The organism is Caballeronia sp. INML2 (genome assembly GCF_023631365.1).
GTDB lineage: Bacteria > Pseudomonadota > Gammaproteobacteria > Burkholderiales > Burkholderiaceae > Caballeronia > Caballeronia turbans.
In genome coordinates this window covers 21,391-38,487 of sequence record NZ_JALQDH010000022.1, presented here as the reverse complement: position 1 = coordinate 38,487, position 17,097 = coordinate 21,391, and the positions used below count along the sequence as shown (strand labels likewise).

Below are 17,097 nucleotides of genomic sequence, written 5' to 3'. Positions count from 1 at the left end.
TGTAGGGCAGGGACGACGTCGGGAGCGAGCCTGTGAGTCGTCGTCGCGCCACTTTCCTCGGTTACAATCGTCGGATGCGAATCCTACTCAGCAACGACGACGGTTATCTGGCGCGCGGCATCAATGTGCTGCACGAGGTCCTGCAGCCGCTCGGCGAAGTGACGGTGATGGCGCCCGAGCAAAACTGCAGCGGCTCGTCCAACTCACTTACGCTGTCGCGGCCCCTGAGCGTGCATCAGGCGCCGAACGGTTTCAACTTCGTGAACGGCACGCCGACCGATTCCGTGCACATTGCGCTCACCGGCATGCTCGAACATCGGCCTGATCTCGTGGTGTCGGGCATCAACAACGGGCAGAACGTCGGCGAGGACACGCTGTACTCGGGCACGGTCGCGGCCGCGACCGAAGGCTTTATGTTCGGCATTCCGGCGATCGCGTTTTCGCTCGTCGGCCGCGACTGGCTTCATCTCGAAGACGCGGCGCGCGTTGCTGCCGAGATCGTCGCGCATTTTCTCGAGCATCCGATGCCGGGCCATCCGTTGCTGAACGTGAATATCCCGAGCCTGCCGTACGATCAGCTCGGCCCGTGGACCGTGACGCGTCTCGGCAAGCGTCATCCGTCGCAGCCGGTGATTCGCCAGAGCGATCCGCGCGGCAACCCGATCTACTGGATCGGCCCATCGGGCGACGCACTCGACGCGAGCGAAGGCACAGATTTCCACGCCGTCGCGAACGGCCTGGTCTCGATCACGCCGCTGCAACTCGATCTGACGCATACGAAGCTCATGACCGAAACGCGCGAATGGGCGCGAGCCGGGAGCGGTCGCACATGAGCGACGAGCGCGCCAAGCGCTTTCCGCTGGCGCTTGCGGATCTGGTTCGCGAGCCGCGCAAGCCCGCGAACCGTCCGCAGGATTCTCGCGCCAGGCAAGCCGCCGCTTCGGCACCGAAGCCGGCGCCCGCGCAACCGGCGAAGCCGGGGGCAACGCGCGCGGCGAACGCGCCGATGAAGAATCCCGCGACCGCAGCGGCGTCCGCGAAACCGGCCACCTCCGTTTTTCCGGTGCGCTCTGCCGCGAAGCCCGCAATTGGCGCAGCGAAACCGGTTCCGTCCGCAAGCAAGGGCGCGACGACGCATCATGTATCTCACGCACCGCGCGCGAACGCATTGCGTCCGGCGGCGCGTCCCGCCGAGCGTGACCTGAGCGCCGCCGCGACCGCGCCGAAAAAGGGCGCGCCCAATGTCGCGCTGGCGAGCACGCAGACGCTCACATCGGAACGGGTGCGCGAGCGCATGGTCGAACGGCTGCGATCGAACGGCGTGACCGATCCGCGCGTGCTCAACGCCATGTCGGTGGTGCCGCGCCACATGTTCGTCGATCCGGGGCTTGCGGCGCAGGCTTACGAAGATGCCGCGCTGCCGATCGGCCATCACCAGACCATCTCGAAGCCGTCCGTCGTGGCGCGCATGATCGAGCTGGTCGCGACGGGGCGCGCATTGAACAAGGTGCTGGAGATCGGCACCGGTTGCGGCTATCAGGCGGCGGTGCTGTCGCAGGTAGCCGCTGAGGTTTATTCGATCGAGCGCGTGCGCCCGTTGTCGGAGCGCGCGAAGCTCAACCTTCGGCCGCTGCGCGTGCCGAACATCAGGCTGCATTACGGCGACGGCCGCCTGGGCTTGCCCGCCGCCGCGCCCTTCGACGCCATCGTGATCGCCTGCGCGGGCCTCGACGTGCCGCAGGCTCTGCTCGATCAACTGGCCGTGGGCGGCAAGCTTGTCGCGCCGGTCGGATCGCAGGCCGCGCAATCGCAGGTGCTGACGCTCGTCACGCGCGTGTCGGCGACGCAATGGCGGGAAGCGCAGCTCGATCGCGTCTTTTTTGTACCCTTAAAATCCGGAGTGATTTGACCCGATGAGTATCCTGCGTGCTTTGCAAGAGGGAAGTGCAGGCCAACGCCTGAGCGCGGCGCAGCGCGGCGTGTGTGTGCTGGCGTTGTCCGCGTTGGCGGCGTGTTCTACGCGCATGGACATGGCGCCGGTCGTCGACAGAACGGGCGCGCCCATCAGCACGACGGCGGCCCAGACCCCGGACAACGGTCCGCCGCCGCCGGGCTATTACCGTGTGAAACCGGGCGACACCCTATATCGGATCGCACTGGAAAACGGTCAGAATTATCACGACATCGCGACGTGGAATAACCTGACCAACCCGAATCAGATTGAAGTCGGCCAGCTGATGCGCGTGGCGCCTCCGGGTGCGAATGTCGCGGCGGCGACGCCCGGTGTGGCCACCGCGCCGATCGTAGGCGGCGGCGTGCAGACGCAGCCGCTCAACGGCGCGAACGGGTACGCGACGCCGCAGCCGGGCGCGACCGCGCAGCCGCCGTACTACGGTGCGAATTCGGGCATGGGCGCCACGCCTGGCGCTCCCGGTGCGGCGACGGGCGCGGCAGCGGCGCCCGGCGTGCCCGGCGCGGATGCGAACGCGACGGCGCCCACGGGCCAGCCGGCGTTTATCTGGCCTGCGCGAGGACCGATTCTCGGCACGTTCGATGACGCGAAGAACAAGGGTTTGAATATTGGCGGTGCGGTGGGAGATACGGTCAACGCATCGGCGGACGGCCGAGTGGTTTACTCCGGAAATGGGCTGCGCGGCTATGGCAATCTCATTATCATCAAACATGACGCGACTTTTCTCACCGCGTACGCACATAATCGCGCTTTGATGGTAAAAGAAGGGGACGCGGTAACTAAAGGGCAGAAGATCGCTGAGATGGGGAACAGCGATTCGGACCGCGTGATGTTGCATTTCGAAGTTCGCCGGCAGGGAAAACCTGTTGACCCACTGAAGTATTTGCCGCCGCAATAAAGCGAAACCATCATGCCAAAAACGAAGCGCCGCCTGCCGCAAGCCGAGACTGAGACGATCAGCCGACCTTTGCAAGTGTCGGTGGAGGACGGTGCTTCGACTCATGATGACGACATCGATAACGTCGATGTCGATGTCGACTCCGAGGAAGAAGGCGGCAGTCGCGGGAAGAGCAGCGACGAGCCGGGTGAAGGCGCAAACGATTCCGCACCGGACGCCGACGATTTCCGCTCGCTTCTGCAGGCCGAACTCACGGCCGACACTATTCAGCACTACCTGAATCGAATCAGCGTGAAGCCGCTGCTCACCGTCGAGGAAGAGCAGCGTTACTCACGGCTGGCGAAGGCGGGAGAATTCGAGGCGCGGCAGGTGATGATCGAGCGTAATCTGCGGCTCGTCGTCAGCATCGCGAAGGGTTATCTCAACCGCGGCGTGCCGTTGCTCGATCTGATCGAGGAAGGCAACCTGGGCCTCATGCACGCCATCGAGAAATTCGATCCGACGCGCGGCTTCCGGTTTTCGACCTACGCCACCTGGTGGATCCGGCAGAGCATCGAGCGCGCGATCATGAATCAGGCGCGCACGGTGCGGCTGCCAGTGCACGTGATCCGCGAACTCAATCAGGTGCTGCGCGCGAAGCGCCATCTGGAAAAAAATTCCGCCAATTCGAACGACAGCGTTGCGCCCGAACGGCGCGACGCGAGCATCGACGATATCGCGTATCTCACTGGCAAGACGCCGGAGGAAGTCACCGATATTCTCGCGCTCAACGAGCACACGGCTTCGCTCGACGCGCCGCTCGACCTCGACCCGGGCAGCAGCCTGCTCGACCTTCTCTCCGACGACCAGAGCCAGTCGCCGGACGCGGAAGTGCAGCATCGCGAGCTCGAATCGCTGACGCGCCTGTGGCTGTCGCGCCTGTCCGACAAACATCGGCATGTGATCGAGCGGCGCTTCGGCTTGAACCACATCGAGCCTGCGACGCTCGAAGAGCTCGCCGACGAAATGGGCCTCACGCGCGAGCGTGTGCGCCAGATCCAGCAAGAGGCGCTCGTGCGGCTCAAGCGCTTTTTTGCATCCAACGGTGTTCGCAAGGACGCCGTGCTTTAACGCTTTGGCGACGCCCGGCAGGGCGTCGCGCTCCAGGATTCAATGACTCCGATTCTCGTTTTCGACATCGAAACGATCCCCGATGTCGACGGCATTCGCCGTCTCGAAGATTTGCCCGACGATCTTTCCGACCGCGAGGTGGCCGAACATGCGTTCGAAGCGCGGCGCGAGCGCGTCGGCAACGACTTTCTGCCGCATCATCTGCAGCGCGTCGCGGCGATTTCCTGCGTGTTTCGCGACAACAGCGGCTTTCGCGTGCGCTCGCTCGGCACCACCGCCGACGGCGAGGCCGCGCTGATCCAGTCGTTCTATCGCGTGATCGAGAAGTACACGCCGCAACTCGTGTCATGGAACGGCGGCGGCTTCGATCTGCCCGTGCTCCACTACCGCGCGCTGGTGCACGGCATTGCGGCGCCGCGCTACTGGGATCTCGGTCAGGACGACCGCGAATTCAAGTTCAACAACTACATCAGCCGCTATCACATGCGGCACATCGACCTGATGGACGTGCTCGCGATGTATCAGGCGCGCGCTAACGCGCCGCTCGATGCGCTCGCAAAGCTGTGCGGCTTTCCCGGCAAGCTCGGCATGGACGGCGGCAAGGTCTGGGACGCGTATTGCGACGGCCAGATCGACGAAATCCGCAACTATTGCGAGACCGATGTCGTCAACACGTATCTGATGTACTGTCGTTTTCAGATGATGCGCGGCGGCTTCACGCCCGACGAATACACCGATGAAATCAACTTCGTGAAGAACGCGCTCGCGCAGGAATCGTCGCCGCATTGGGGCGAATATCTCGCGGCATTCGGGAAGTAGCCACGGCGGCGTGGTGACGTTCGTCTACAATCTCGCCTTTGCCCATTCGTTAGCCAGGAAGTACGCAGGTGTCTGAAGCCGCTCGAAAATCCCAGAATCGCCGCCGCGCCGCGCCGGCGAAGTTCGTTACCCCCGATCCCGACTTCGTCGCGCCTGAACTCGAAATCGAGTCGCTCGACATGGAAGCGCGCGGCGTCGGCCGCACGGTCAACGAGAACGGCGAGCCGGGCAAGGTCATCTTCGTCGAAGGTGCGCTGCCCGGCGAACGAGTGAGCTATTCGAGCTATCGCAGGAAGCCGAGCTTCGAGCAGGCGCAGGTGGTGAGCGTGCTGCGCGAGAGCGTGATCCGCGCGAAGCCGAAGTGCCAGTTTTTCGGCACCTGCGGCGGCTGCTCGATGCAGCATCTCGACGTGCGCGCGCAGATCGCCGTGAAGCAGCGTGTGCTCGAAGACAACCTTCAACATCTGTCGAAACTGCGTGCGGAAACCATGTTCCGCCCAATTCACGGGCCGTCGTGGGGCTATCGTTATCGCGCGCGCCTGACCGTGCGGCACGTCGAGAAGAAGGGCGGCGTGCTGGTCGGCTTTCACGAGCGCAAGAGCAGCTATGTCGCCGATATGACGAGTTGCGAAGTGCTGCCGCCGCACGTTTCCGCGATGCTCGTGCCGCTGCGTCATCTGGTGGCGGGCTTGTCGATCCGTGACCGCATGCCGCAGATCGAACTCGCGGTCGGCTCGGACGTGACGGCGCTCGTGCTGCGCATCCTGGAGCCGCTGACCGAAGCCGACGAAGCGCTGTTGCGCGTCTTCGCCGACGAACACGACGTTCAATGGTGGCTCCAGCCGAAGGGGCCGGACACCGTCTATCCGTTCTATCCGCTCGATCGCGAACTGGCTTACACGCTGCCGGAATTCAATATCCGCATGCCGTTCAAGCCGACCGATTTCACGCAGGTGAATCACCAGATCAATCGCGTGCTGGTGAGCCGGGCGCTCAGTCTGCTCGCGGCGAGAAAGTCGGATCGCGTGCTGGATCTGTTCTGTGGCATCGGCAACTTCACGCTGCCGCTCGCACGCGTGTCGCGCGAAGTCGTCGGAATCGAAGGCAGCGAGGCGCTGACAGCGCGCGCGCTGGAAAACGCGAAGGCGAACGGCGTCGACGGGCACACGTCGTTCGCGTGCCGCAATCTGTTCGAAGTCACCGCGGACGATCTGCGCGCGCTCGGCCGCTTCGACAAATTCCTCATCGATCCGCCGCGCGAAGGCGCGCTCGCCGTTTCGAAGGCGCTCGCGGACATCGCTCAGTCCGGCGACGGCCCGTTGCCGGAACGCATCGTCTATGTGTCGTGCAACCCGGCCACACTCGCTCGCGACGCCGGCCTGCTCGTTCACGAAGCGGGTTACCGGATGAAGGGCGCCGGCGTGGTGAACATGTTTCCGCACACGTCGCACGTCGAGTCAATCGCGTTATTCGAGCGCGACTGAGCGGGCCGCTGAGGCTTCAGACACAAAAAAACCGGCCCGCAGGCCGGTTTTTCGTTGCTAGGGTTCGAAACCGCCGATCAGTTGCGGTTGCCGCCGAAGATGCCGAGCAGCGCCAACAGGTTCGTGAACACGTTGTACAGGTCGAGGTAGATAGCGAGCGTCGCGCTGATGTAGTTCGTCTCGCCGCCGTTCACCACGCGCTGAACGTCGAACAGCATGTATGCCGAGAAGATCACGATGGCCAGTACGGAGATCGTCATCATCAGGGCCGGCAACTGCAGGAAGATGTTCGCGAACGCGGCGAGCAGAATGACGATCACGCCCATAAACAGGAACTTGCCGAGGCCCGAGAAATCACGCTTGCTGACGGTGGCGATGGTCGCCATTGCGGCGAAGATCACGCCGGTGCCGCCGAAAGCCATCATGATGAGCTGTGGCCCGTTCGAAAAGCCGAGAATGAAGCTCAGAAGGCGCGAGAGCATCAAGCCCATGAAGAACGTAAAGCCGAGCAGGACGACCACGCCCATGCCGCTGTCCTTCGTTTTCTCGATCGCGAACATGAAGCCGAATGCGATCGCGAGGAATGCGATGAAGCTCATCGCCGGGCTGGTGGCCGCGAACAGCGAGAAGCCCGTCGCGACGCCGACCCATGCGCCGAGCACCGTCGGCACCATCGAGAGCGCGAGCAGCCAGTAGGTGTTGCGCAGCACGCGGTTGCGCACCTCGACCGAGGTGACGCTGCCATTACGGCCAAAACTATAGGGTGATTCGTTCATGGTTTCTCCTTGCTCCAATTGTCTGTCGTTCGGTCTTCCCGCGACATTCGTCACACACGAATGATAAGGTGCGCGGACTTAAGCCAGTATGAGGATCACTTTGGTGCGTACGCCGGAAGGCGGGGTTCCCGTCGCAACGCAACGTTCGGCTCCAATATGGCCCCGGCACGCGCCGAATTCAATAGTTCCAAAGGCTGATTCGGCCGTTCGAACGGTTAAGTCCTCGCCGGATTTGATCCTTACGGCGTCGTAAGGTTTCAATCGCAATCATACCTTGCTTCGTGCTACAATTGTCGATTCGTTTTAATCCGTAAACCGTTCATTATTTGGAGTTTTTCATGGCGATCGAGCGCACCCTGTCGATTATTAAGCCGGACGCGGTAGCAAAGAACGTTATCGGCCAGATCTACAGCCGTTTCGAGAACGCAGGTTTGAAGATCATTGCGTCGCGCATGGTTCATCTGTCGCGCGCCGACGCGGAAAAGTTTTATGCCGTGCACGCTGCGCGTCCGTTCTTCAAGGACCTCGTGGAGTTCATGATTTCCGGCCCGGTCGTGATTCAGGTGCTCGAAGGCGAAAACGCGATTGCCAAGCATCGCGACCTGATGGGCGCGACCGACCCGAAGAAGGCGGACAAGGGCACGATCCGCGCCGACTTCGCCGACAGCATCGACGCTAACGCCGTGCACGGTTCGGACGCTCCGGAAACGGCGCGCCAGGAAGTCTCGTTCTTCTTCCCGGAAGTGAACGTCTACTCGCGTTAATTTTCGCGTTGTACCGCGCGCCGGTCTGTTGGCCGTCGCGCGCATCGCGCCTCGACGCAAAAAATAGCAGTAAGAAAGCAGCAGAAATTGGCGCGAACGGTCCCGGGCGACACAGGCCGGGCTTCGCAATCTGAAATGGCAGAACTCGACATGACGAGCAGCACCACCGTCAATCTTCTCGATCTGGACGCCGCCGGGCTCACCGCGTACTGCGCGAGCCTGGGCGAAAAGCCGTTTCGCGCCAAGCAATTGCAGCGCTGGATCCATCAATACGGTGCCGACGATTTCGACGGCATGACGGATCTCGCGAAATCGCTGCGCGAGAAACTCAAGGGCCGCGCCAACATGGCGATGCCCGACATCATCAGCGACCATGTTTCCACCGACGGTACACGCAAGTGGCTGATCGACGTCGGCAATGGCAACGCGGTCGAAACCGTGTTCATCCCCGAAGAAACGCGCGGGACGCTGTGCGTTTCGTCGCAGGCGGGTTGCGCGGTGAACTGCCGTTTCTGTTCCACCGGCAAGCAGGGCTTCTCCCGCAATCTGACGACGGGCGAAATCATCGGCCAGTTGCGCATGGCGGAGTTCGCGTTGCGCAAGTCGCTCGGGCGCGAGGTCGGCGGTCCGGGCAAGGGCGAGCGCGTCGTCACGAACGTGGTGATGATGGGCATGGGCGAGCCGATGCTCAACTACGACGCCGTCGTGCCGGCCATGCGCCTGATGCTCGACGACAACGCCTACGGCCTGTCGCGCCGCCGCGTGACGCTGTCCACCTCCGGCGTCGTGCCGATGATGGACCGTCTCGCCGCCGATTTGCCCGTGGCGCTCGCGGTGTCGCTGCATGCGCCGAATGATCCGCTGCGCGACATGCTCGTGCCGCTGAACAAGAAGTACCCGTTGCGCGAATTGATGGCCGCGTGTCAGCGTTATCTGAAGGTCGCGCCGCGCGACTTCATCACGTTCGAATATTGCATGCTCGACGGCGTCAACGACACCGAAGCGCACGCGCGGGAACTGCTCGCCGTGACGCGCGACGTGCCGTGCAAGTTCAACCTCATTCCGTTCAATCCGTTCCCGGAATCGGGCCTGACGCGCTCCAAGAACGAGCAGATCAAGCGATTCTCGCAGGTTCTGATCGATGCGGGTGTCGTCACCACCGTGCGCAAGACGCGCGGGGACGATATCGACGCCGCCTGCGGGCAGCTCGCGGGTGCGGTGCAGGACCGCACGCGTCTTGCCGAACGCATGAGCCGCGCGGGCAGCAAAACGATCGAGGTGCGGGCGATCTGACGGTGCGTCAAAACTGAACAAGCCGCAGCGAAAAGGCGAAATGAGCGCCTGGATGCGGTACTAAAAGCCGAACATTTTGTTATAAAGCGGTCTGCAATGGCGCTGGAGTTGTATCGTTCACGTGGTTTTTGAACCGAAGAACGCAACAGCGCTATATGAAAGAAACGATGCGAGGAATTTGGCATGAGTGAGCCGCAGCACCCGACGCCTTTCGGCAGTCATTCCGGCAACCGGTCCGGCGGTCAGTACGACGGTCAGGCTGGCGCGGAAGGGGCGGCGTCGAATGCGAGCCAGGCTGGGCCTCTGGACTCGATACCGGCGGTTGGCGCGCGTCTCGCGCAGCTTCGCCAGGCGAAAGCATGGTCGATCGACGACGTCTCCGCGCGCCTCAAGGTGTCGCCGCCGAAATTGCTCGCGCTCGAAGCGGGCGATATCAGTCAGTTGCCTGACCGCACGTTTGCCGCGGGCATCGTGCGCAGTTACGCGAAAATTCTGGGTGCCGATCCGGCGCTCTTCACGCAGGCGTTCCGGCGCGATAGCGGTGACATCGAGCACAATCTGAAAGTGCCGGCGTCGGCAGGCACGGGTCTGCCGCGCGGGCGCGTGTCGGTGCCGCTCGGTAATTCGTCGGGTCGCAAGCGCTCGTGGATGTGGGGCGTACTGGCCATCATCGCCGTCCTGGTGGCGCTCGTCATGTGGCATACCGGCGGTGAATCGAGCAACTGGCTTGCACGCCTGAAAGCGACGACGGGCATGGGCTTGTCGTCGACGTCGCCGGCGACATCGAACGACTCTGCGGGCGCACCGTCTGCGCCGACCCCGGACGAGGCAGCCGCAGCGAACACGGGCGAAGCGTCGCTGCCCGAAGTGGCGGCGGCGCCCGGCGAGCAGCCGATGCCGCGTCCGCTCGGCACGAACGCGCTGCCGGCTTCGTCGTCGACGCTGTCCGCGGTGCAGGGCGCGAGCGTGCCGGCCGCATCGGCAGCGAAAACCGCGCCGGCAATAGCGGTGGCGTCCGCGCCGGCCGTCTCGGGCGGCGGCTCGAGCGCAATCGAATTGAAAGTGAAGGAAGATAGCTGGTTCAGCGTGCGCGGCAAGGACGGCAAGGAACTCTTTTCCGGTCTCGTTCACGCGGGCAGCACACAGCGCGTGCAGGGCGAGGCGCCGTTCAAGGTGACCGTGGGCAACGTGAAGGGCGTCGAATCGTTGTCGGTCGACGACGAACCCGTCGATGCCAAGCGCTATTCATCCGCACGCGGAAACGTCGCGCGCCTCTCGCTGCCTTGAGTCGGCGAGGTCGATCGGTTCAGTGCGCGCCGGACAAGTCAGGGGCGTCACGGTGCAAGCCGTGACGCCCGTTTGAGGTTTCATCCACGCCACCCGGCGCCGCATCGGCGCCAAGGTTGCCAAAGGGTCTTTCGATGCAATCCGAAGCTCAATCCCTGATCAGCAGCAAGATTTGTTCGACCGAGCCGGTCTTCGGCGGTCCATTGACGCGCCGCGCATCGCACGCGGTCGATGTGCGCTGGGGCGGACAGCTCGTGACGATCGGCGGCGACGCGCCTGTGCGCGTCCAGTCGATGACCAACACCGACACCGCCGACGCGATCGGCACCGCCATCCAGATCAAGGAACTGGCGCAAGCCGGCTCCGAGCTCGTGCGCATCACGGTGAACACGCCCGAAGCGGCCGCCGCTGTGCCGCATATCCGTGAGCAGCTCGATCGCATGGGCGTGACCGTGCCGCTCGTCGGCGACTTTCATTACAACGGCCATCTGTTGCTGCGCGACTATCCCGCGTGCGCCGAAGCGCTGTCGAAGTACCGCATCAATCCGGGCAACGTCGGCCAGGGCGCGAAGCGCGACACGCAGTTCGCGCAAATGATCGAAGCCGCGATCAAATATGACAAGCCGGTGCGCATCGGCGTGAACTGGGGCAGTCTCGATCAGGATTTGCTCGCGCGCATGATGGACGAGAACGCCGCGCGTTCGACGCCGTGGGAACTGCAGAGCGTCATGTACGAGGCGCTGATTCAATCGGCGATCGGCTCCGCGGAACGCGCCGTCGAACTCGGTCTCGGCCGCGACAAGATCATCCTGTCGTGCAAGGTCAGCGGCGTGCAGGATCTGATCGCCGTGTACCGCGAACTCGCAAAGCGCTGCAGCTTCGCGTTGCACCTCGGCCTGACCGAAGCGGGCATGGGCTCGAAGGGTATCGTCGCGTCGACGGCGGCGCTTTCGGTGCTGCTGCAGGAGGGCATCGGCGACACCATCCGCATCTCGCTCACGCCCGAACCGGGCGGCGCGCGCACCGGCGAAGTCGTCGTCGGCCAGGAAATCCTGCAGACGATGGGCCTGCGTTCCTTCACGCCGATGGTCATCGCGTGCCCCGGCTGCGGCCGCACGACGAGCACGCTGTTCCAGGAGCTCGCCTCGCAGATTCAGACTTACCTGCGCAGTTCGATGCCGACCTGGCGCGACCAGTACCCGGGCGTGGAAAAGATGCACGTCGCGGTGATGGGCTGCATCGTCAACGGGCCGGGCGAATCGAAGCACGCGAACATCGGCATCAGCTTGCCGGGTTCGGGCGAGAATCCGGCGGCGCCCGTGTTCATCGACGGCGTGAAGGTGAAGACGCTGCGCGGCGAGCGCATCGCCGAGGAGTTCCAGCAAATCGTCAGCGACTATGTCGAGCGCACCTACAGGCAGGAAGCAGGCAAGCGCGAAGAGACGTCCACCGCAACCCTTTGAAGACAGATGACTGAACAGAAGAAACGGCTCGAGAAACTGAGCGGTGTGAAGGGCATGAACGACATCCTCCCGCAGGATGCCGCGTTGTGGGATTTCTTCGAAACCACCGTCAAGTCGATGCTGCGCGCATACGGCTATCAGAACATCCGCACGCCGATCGTCGAGCATACGCAGTTGTTCACGCGCGGTATCGGCGAAGTGACCGATATCGTCGAGAAAGAGATGTACAGCTTCACGGATGCGCTCAACGGCGAGCATCTGACGATGCGGCCGGAGAACACGGCGGCGGTCGTGCGCGCGGTCATCGAGCACAACCTGCTTTACGACGGCCCGAAGCGCCTCTGGTACGTCGGCCCGATGTTCCGTCACGAACGTCCGCAGCGCGGGCGTTATCGCCAGTTCCATCAGGTCGGCGTGGAAGCGCTCGGCTTCGCGGGCCCGGATACGGACGCCGAGATCATCATGATGTGCCAGCGTCTCTGGGACGACCTCGGCCTCACCGGCATCCGCCTCGAACTCAATTCGCTCGGTCAGGCGGAGGAGCGGGCGGCGCATCGCAAGGAACTGATCGCGTATCTGGAGAAGCATGTCGATTCGCTCGATGAAGAAGCGAAACGCCGTCTCTATACGAACCCGCTTCGCGTGCTCGACACGAAGAATCCCGCGCTGCAGGAGATCGCGCAGAATGCGCCGAAGCTCGTCGATTTTCTCGGCGACGCGTCGCGCAAGCACTTCGAAGGCGTGCAGCGTCTGCTCAAAGCGAACAACATTCCGTTCACGATCAATCCTCGCCTCGTGCGCGGTCTCGACTATTACAACCTCACCGTGTTCGAGTGGGTCACCGACAAGCTCGGCGCGCAGGGCACGGTCGCGGGCGGCGGTCGCTACGATCCCCTCATCGAGCAGCTCGGCGGCAAGCCGACGGCCGCGTGCGGCTGGGCGATGGGTGTCGAGCGCATCCTCGAGTTGCTGAAGGAGGAACAACTCGTGCCCGAAGCCGAAGGCACGGATGTGTATGTCGTGCATCAGGGCGAAAAAGCGGCGGAGCACGCGTTCATCGTCGCCGAGCGTCTGCGCGATACGGGTCTAGACGTCATCCTGCATTGCAGCCCGGACGGCGCGTCCGCGAGCTTCAAGTCGCAGATGAAAAAGGCCGACGCGAGCGGCGCGGCCTTCGCGGTCGTGCTGGGCGAGGACGAGCTCGCACAAGGCATGATCGGCGTCAAACCGCTGCGTCGTTCGGGCGACGAAACATCCGACGGCCAAAAGAACGAGCAAGTGAACGTTCCGGCGGAAGACTTGACCGAATACCTAATCAATGCGATGGTTGCAACCGCCGATGACGAGGGTGCCTGAGTACAGGCACATTGCCGTGCATCGCGTGCCGGATCGAACTGATCCGGGATCGCGCGCGGCGCTCGTTGAGGGAACTGAAACGCAGGAAGGAATAGCTGGACGATGAGCTATCACGACGAACAAGAATCACTTGAAAGCGTAAAGGCCTGGTGGGCCAAATGGGGTAACACCACGACGTGGATTGTGCTCGTGGCGCTCATCATTGGGGCCGGGTACAACGGATGGAATTTTTGGCAGCGCCGTCAGGCGGCCGAAGCGTCGGTGCTCTACGACCATCTTCAGCAGGCGGTGAACGCCAACGATCAGGCGCTGGTCACGCGCGTGGCGACGGACATGGAAGACAAGTTCGGCGGCACGGGCTACGCGCAGATGACCGCGCTCGCGGCCGCAAAGTCGCTTTACATGGCGGGCAACACGGCAGGTGCGAAGGCGCAACTGCAATGGGCCATCGATCACGCGAAGGATGACGAGTACAAGCAGATCGCGAAGCTGCGTCTCGCGCTCGTCCTGCTCGACGAGAAGAACTACGACGCGGGCCTGAAGCTGCTCGCGGATCAACCGCTCGATGCGTTCAAGGGCGTGATCGCGGATCGTCGCGGGGACCTGCTCGCGGCACAAGGCAAACGCGACGATGCGCGCGCAGCCTACAAGGTTGCCCTCGAGACGCTGCCCGAGAACGACACGTCCGCGCGTCAACTGGTTCAGTTCAAGCTCGATGCGCTCGGCGGCTGATCCGCATCGTTCCAATCGGTTTCGATCGATTTAGCACATCAGTCCATCAAGCCGCCCGCCACAGCGTCGCCATGCAGCGGCGCGTCGGTCGGCGCCGATCAACCCAATTCACCAATTCATGTTGCGTCCACCGATGACTTTTTTGAAACGCTACGCCGTGCCGCTCGCCTGCGCGACGACCGTCTTGTTGGCCGCTTGCTCGTCGACCAAGGATGAACGCCGCGTGCCGACACCGCTCGCGGACTTCAAGCCGGTGTTGAACGTCAATCAGACGTGGAAGGCGAGCGTCGGCAAGGCGGGCCGCTATCTGTTCTCGCCGGTCGCGGTCGGCGATTACGTCTTCGCCGCGGGCACGAACGGCACCGTCGCCAAGATCGACGCGAAGACCGGTCAGGACGTCTGGCGCACCAAGCTCAAGGACGATTTGTCCGCGGGCGTCGGCAGCGATGGCAATCTCACGGCAGTGGGCGGTCTGAAGGGCCAGGTCGACGTGCTCGGTGCCGACGGCAAGCTGTTGTGGACGGCCACGGCGCCCGGCGAGATCGTCTCGCCGCCGCTCGTCGGCAACGATCTCGTGATCGTGCGCACCATCGACGGCAAGGTCATCGCGTTCAGCGCGCAGACGGGCGAGCAGAAGTGGATCTTCCAGTTGCGCGCGGTGCCGCTGAACCTGCGGGTCGCGGCCGGCATGACGTTCGCCGGCAATCAGGCGGTGCTCGCGGGCTTCCCCGGCGGGACGTTCGCGGCGATCAACCTGCAGACGGGCGACGCCTACTGGCAGGCGCCGGTGTCGTATCCGAAGGGTGTGACCGAAGTCGAGCGCATTAACGACGTGACCGGCGCGCCGGGGCTCGTCGGTGCGCAGACCTGCGCGGTGACGTTCCAGGGCCGCATCGGTTGCTTCGATGCCAACTCGGGCCAGCCGGTGTGGGAAAAGAGCTTCTCGAGCGACAGCGGCCTCGCACAAGACGAGCAGATCGTCGCGGCGGGCGACGACTGGTCGGTCGTCAACGCGTTCCGCGCGGCGGACGGCTCGCAGGTCTGGAAGACGGATGCGTTGAAGAACCGGAGTGTCAGCGTGCCGTACATTCTGGGCCGTGCGGTCGTCGTGGGCGATTATCAGGGCTTCGTGCATTTCCTGAACACCGAAAACGGCCAGCTCGTCGGCCGCGCACCGACCGACGGCAGCGCGATCACCGCGGCGCCTGTGCTGGCGGGCAGCACGCTCGTCGTTCAGACGCATGACGGCGACCTTTATGGTTTCCGACCGGGCAACTGAGTGAATGCAGGCCGCGGAGCGCGTGACATGCTCTTGCGGCCGTCAGCAGCAAGCGCTCCGTCGAGGTCCGGCGGTGCGGCAGGTTCGCCACCCACGACGAACCGCACGAGAAAGAAGCGTTGCGCCACGCGCGCATCGCGATAAAACCTGCCTGCAAAAGCAGGGTAGAAGAATGAGCGCGGCGCGCGAAGGTGCCGCGCAAGATGAGCCTCCAACGAGGCAAGACCGGCGAACGACCGCCGACGATCCGGCCGATCGACACGCCTCGCGTGCGGCAAGCCGAATCCATGCTAATTTTCGACAAGCGCAGCCATTGCGCGGCGTAGCGGAACGCAACGAGACGTTTCCACCGCCCGTTCCGCGTTTGCCTTGCGTTCAACCTTGAACAAAATCAGATGAAACCCGTGATCGCGCTCGTCGGGCGCCCCAATGTTGGGAAATCGACGCTTTTCAACCGGCTGACGCGCTCGCGCGACGCGCTCGTCGCCGACTTGCCGGGCCTCACTCGTGACCGTCACTACGGCGAAGGTCGCGTGGGCGGTGAACGCCCGTATCTCGTCGTGGACACGGGCGGGTTCGAGCCCGTGGCGAAGGACGGCATCCTGCACGAAATGGCGCGGCAGACGCGTCAGGCGGTCGAAGAGGCCGATATCGTCGTATTCATCGTCGATGGCCGCAACGGACTTGCGCCGCAGGACAAGTCGATCGCCGACTATCTGCGCAAGACCGGCCGGCCGCTCTTCCTGGTCGTGAACAAGGCCGAGGGCATGAAGTACTCGGCGGTCGCATCGGACTTTTACGAGCTCGGTCTCGGCGATCCGCGCGCGATCTCAGCCGCGCATGGCGACGGCGTCGTCGAGATGATCAACGACGCACTCGACATCGCGTACAAGGATCAGCCGGAGGAAACGGAAGAGGAGAAGGCGCAGCACGGCATCAAGATCGCGATCGTCGGGCGTCCGAACGTCGGCAAGTCGACGCTTGTGAACACGCTGATTGGCGAGGAGCGCGTGATCGCGTTTGACATGCCCGGAACCACGCGCGACTCGATTTATGTTGATTTCGAGCGACAAGGCCGCAAGTACACTCTGATCGACACGGCCGGCCTGCGCCGCCGCGGCAAGGTGTTCGAAGCGATCGAGAAGTTTTCGGTCGTGAAGACGCTGCAGTCGATCGCGGATGCCAACGTCGTGATCCTTCTGCTCGATGCACAGCAGGATATCTCTGAGCAGGACGCGCACATCGCGGGCTTCGTGGTCGAGCAGGGCCGCGCGCTCGTCGTCGGCGTGAACAAGTGGGACGGTCTGGACTCGCATGTGCGTGAGCGCACGAAGGCGGACCTGACGCGCAAGCTCAAGTTTCTGGACTTTGCTAAATTCCACTACGTTTCCGCGCTCGAGAAAACGGGCATCGGCGCGTTGATGAAATCGGTCGACGATGCCTACGCCGCCGCGATGGCCAAGCTGCCGACGCCGAAGCTCACGCGCGCGCTGATCGATGCCGTGGAATTTCAGCAGCCGCGTCGCCGCGGTCCGGTGCGGCCGAAACTGCGTTACGCGCATCAGGGCGGGCAAAATCCGCCGATCATCGTGGTGCACGGCAACGCGCTCGACGCGGTGACGGAGACATACAAGCGTTATCTGGAAGGGCGTTTTCGCGAAACTTTTGGACTCGCCGGCACTCCACTTCGCATAGAGTTTCGGTCGAGCCGAAACCCTTACGCGGACAAGGAGTGAGAGCCGCGTGAAGCCTTACGTTTCGGCGCCGTCAGCCATTTGGCCGAGGGGTGCGGAAAACGTAAAACAGCGAAAATCGGCTATAGTGTAGCGATTGTCGGCGGATCTCTTTTTCTTCGTCCACAATA

General features: G+C 63.4%; 15 protein-coding genes. 14 read left to right on the top strand and 1 reads right to left on the bottom strand.

Going from position 1 to position 17,097, the window contains the following annotated elements:
- The first annotated feature begins 74 nt into the window (after positions 1-74).
- From surE to rlmD, 6 genes are all read left to right on the top strand, one after another.
- Positions 75-833: a 5'/3'-nucleotidase SurE gene (surE, locus tag NCT32_RS07855; RefSeq protein WP_061120359.1), complete on the top strand. Its 759-nt coding sequence runs from the start codon at positions 75-77 to the stop codon at positions 831-833.
- Positions 830-1,909: a protein-L-isoaspartate(D-aspartate) O-methyltransferase gene (locus NCT32_RS07850; protein WP_061120400.1), complete on the top strand. Its 1,080-nt coding sequence runs from the start codon at positions 830-832 to the stop codon at positions 1,907-1,909. Before surE ends, NCT32_RS07850 begins: the two co-directional genes overlap by 4 nt.
- 4 nt (positions 1,910-1,913) lie before the next feature.
- The gene (locus NCT32_RS07845; RefSeq protein ID WP_061120358.1) at positions 1,914-2,870 is read left to right on the top strand and encodes a peptidoglycan DD-metalloendopeptidase family protein; all 957 of its coding nucleotides are present in this window, start codon (positions 1,914-1,916) and stop codon (positions 2,868-2,870) included.
- Between the two features lie 12 nt (positions 2,871-2,882).
- Positions 2,883-3,980, top strand: coding sequence for an RNA polymerase sigma factor RpoS (gene rpoS / locus NCT32_RS07840; protein ID WP_061120357.1), 1,098 nt, complete (start codon positions 2,883-2,885; stop codon positions 3,978-3,980).
- Between the two features lie 42 nt (positions 3,981-4,022).
- A complete protein-coding gene (locus NCT32_RS07835; RefSeq protein ID WP_061120356.1) occupies positions 4,023-4,799 on the top strand; it encodes a 3'-5' exonuclease in 777 nt (258 codons plus the stop codon).
- Positions 4,800-4,867: 68 nt separating this feature from the next.
- The gene (gene rlmD / locus NCT32_RS07830) at positions 4,868-6,283 is read left to right on the top strand and encodes a 23S rRNA (uracil(1939)-C(5))-methyltransferase RlmD (RefSeq protein WP_061120355.1); all 1,416 of its coding nucleotides are present in this window, start codon (positions 4,868-4,870) and stop codon (positions 6,281-6,283) included.
- 77 nt (positions 6,284-6,360) lie between these two features.
- Here the strand turns inward: rlmD and NCT32_RS07825 are convergent, their stop codons facing one another.
- Positions 6,361-7,059 (bottom strand): Bax inhibitor-1/YccA family protein, encoded by a 699-nt coding sequence (locus NCT32_RS07825; RefSeq protein ID WP_061120354.1) that lies wholly within the window; start codon positions 7,057-7,059, stop codon positions 6,361-6,363.
- A gap of 338 nt (positions 7,060-7,397) precedes the next feature.
- Between NCT32_RS07825 and ndk the strand changes: the two genes are divergently transcribed.
- From ndk to der, 8 genes are all read left to right on the top strand, one after another.
- Positions 7,398-7,823 carry a nucleoside-diphosphate kinase gene (ndk, locus tag NCT32_RS07820; protein WP_061120353.1) on the top strand — a complete coding sequence of 142 codons (426 nt, stop codon included), beginning with the start codon at positions 7,398-7,400 and terminating at the stop codon, positions 7,821-7,823.
- A 150-nt stretch (positions 7,824-7,973) separates the two neighbouring features.
- Positions 7,974-9,116 carry a 23S rRNA (adenine(2503)-C(2))-methyltransferase RlmN gene (gene rlmN / locus NCT32_RS07815; RefSeq protein ID WP_061120399.1) on the top strand — a complete coding sequence of 381 codons (1,143 nt, stop codon included), beginning with the start codon at positions 7,974-7,976 and terminating at the stop codon, positions 9,114-9,116.
- A 183-nt stretch (positions 9,117-9,299) separates the two neighbouring features.
- Positions 9,300-10,403, top strand: a complete 1,104-nt coding sequence (locus NCT32_RS07810) for a RodZ domain-containing protein (protein ID WP_061120352.1) — start codon at positions 9,300-9,302, stop codon at positions 10,401-10,403.
- A gap of 134 nt (positions 10,404-10,537) precedes the next feature.
- A complete protein-coding gene (gene ispG, locus NCT32_RS07805) occupies positions 10,538-11,866 on the top strand; it encodes a flavodoxin-dependent (E)-4-hydroxy-3-methylbut-2-enyl-diphosphate synthase (RefSeq protein WP_061120351.1) in 1,329 nt (442 codons plus the stop codon).
- A 6-nt stretch (positions 11,867-11,872) separates the two neighbouring features.
- Positions 11,873-13,222: a histidine--tRNA ligase gene (hisS, locus tag NCT32_RS07800; RefSeq protein WP_061120350.1), complete on the top strand. Its 1,350-nt coding sequence runs from the start codon at positions 11,873-11,875 to the stop codon at positions 13,220-13,222.
- A 102-nt stretch (positions 13,223-13,324) separates the two neighbouring features.
- Entirely contained in the window at positions 13,325-13,954 is a 630-nt protein-coding gene (locus tag NCT32_RS07795) for a tetratricopeptide repeat protein (RefSeq protein WP_061120349.1), read from the top strand.
- 133 nt (positions 13,955-14,087) lie between these two features.
- Positions 14,088-15,233 (top strand): outer membrane protein assembly factor BamB, encoded by a 1,146-nt coding sequence (gene bamB, locus NCT32_RS07790; RefSeq protein ID WP_061120348.1) that lies wholly within the window; start codon positions 14,088-14,090, stop codon positions 15,231-15,233.
- Positions 15,234-15,628: 395 nt separating this feature from the next.
- Positions 15,629-16,969, top strand: a complete 1,341-nt coding sequence (der, locus tag NCT32_RS07785; RefSeq protein ID WP_061120347.1) for a ribosome biogenesis GTPase Der — start codon at positions 15,629-15,631, stop codon at positions 16,967-16,969.
- The last annotated feature ends 128 nt before the right edge of the window (positions 16,970-17,097 follow it).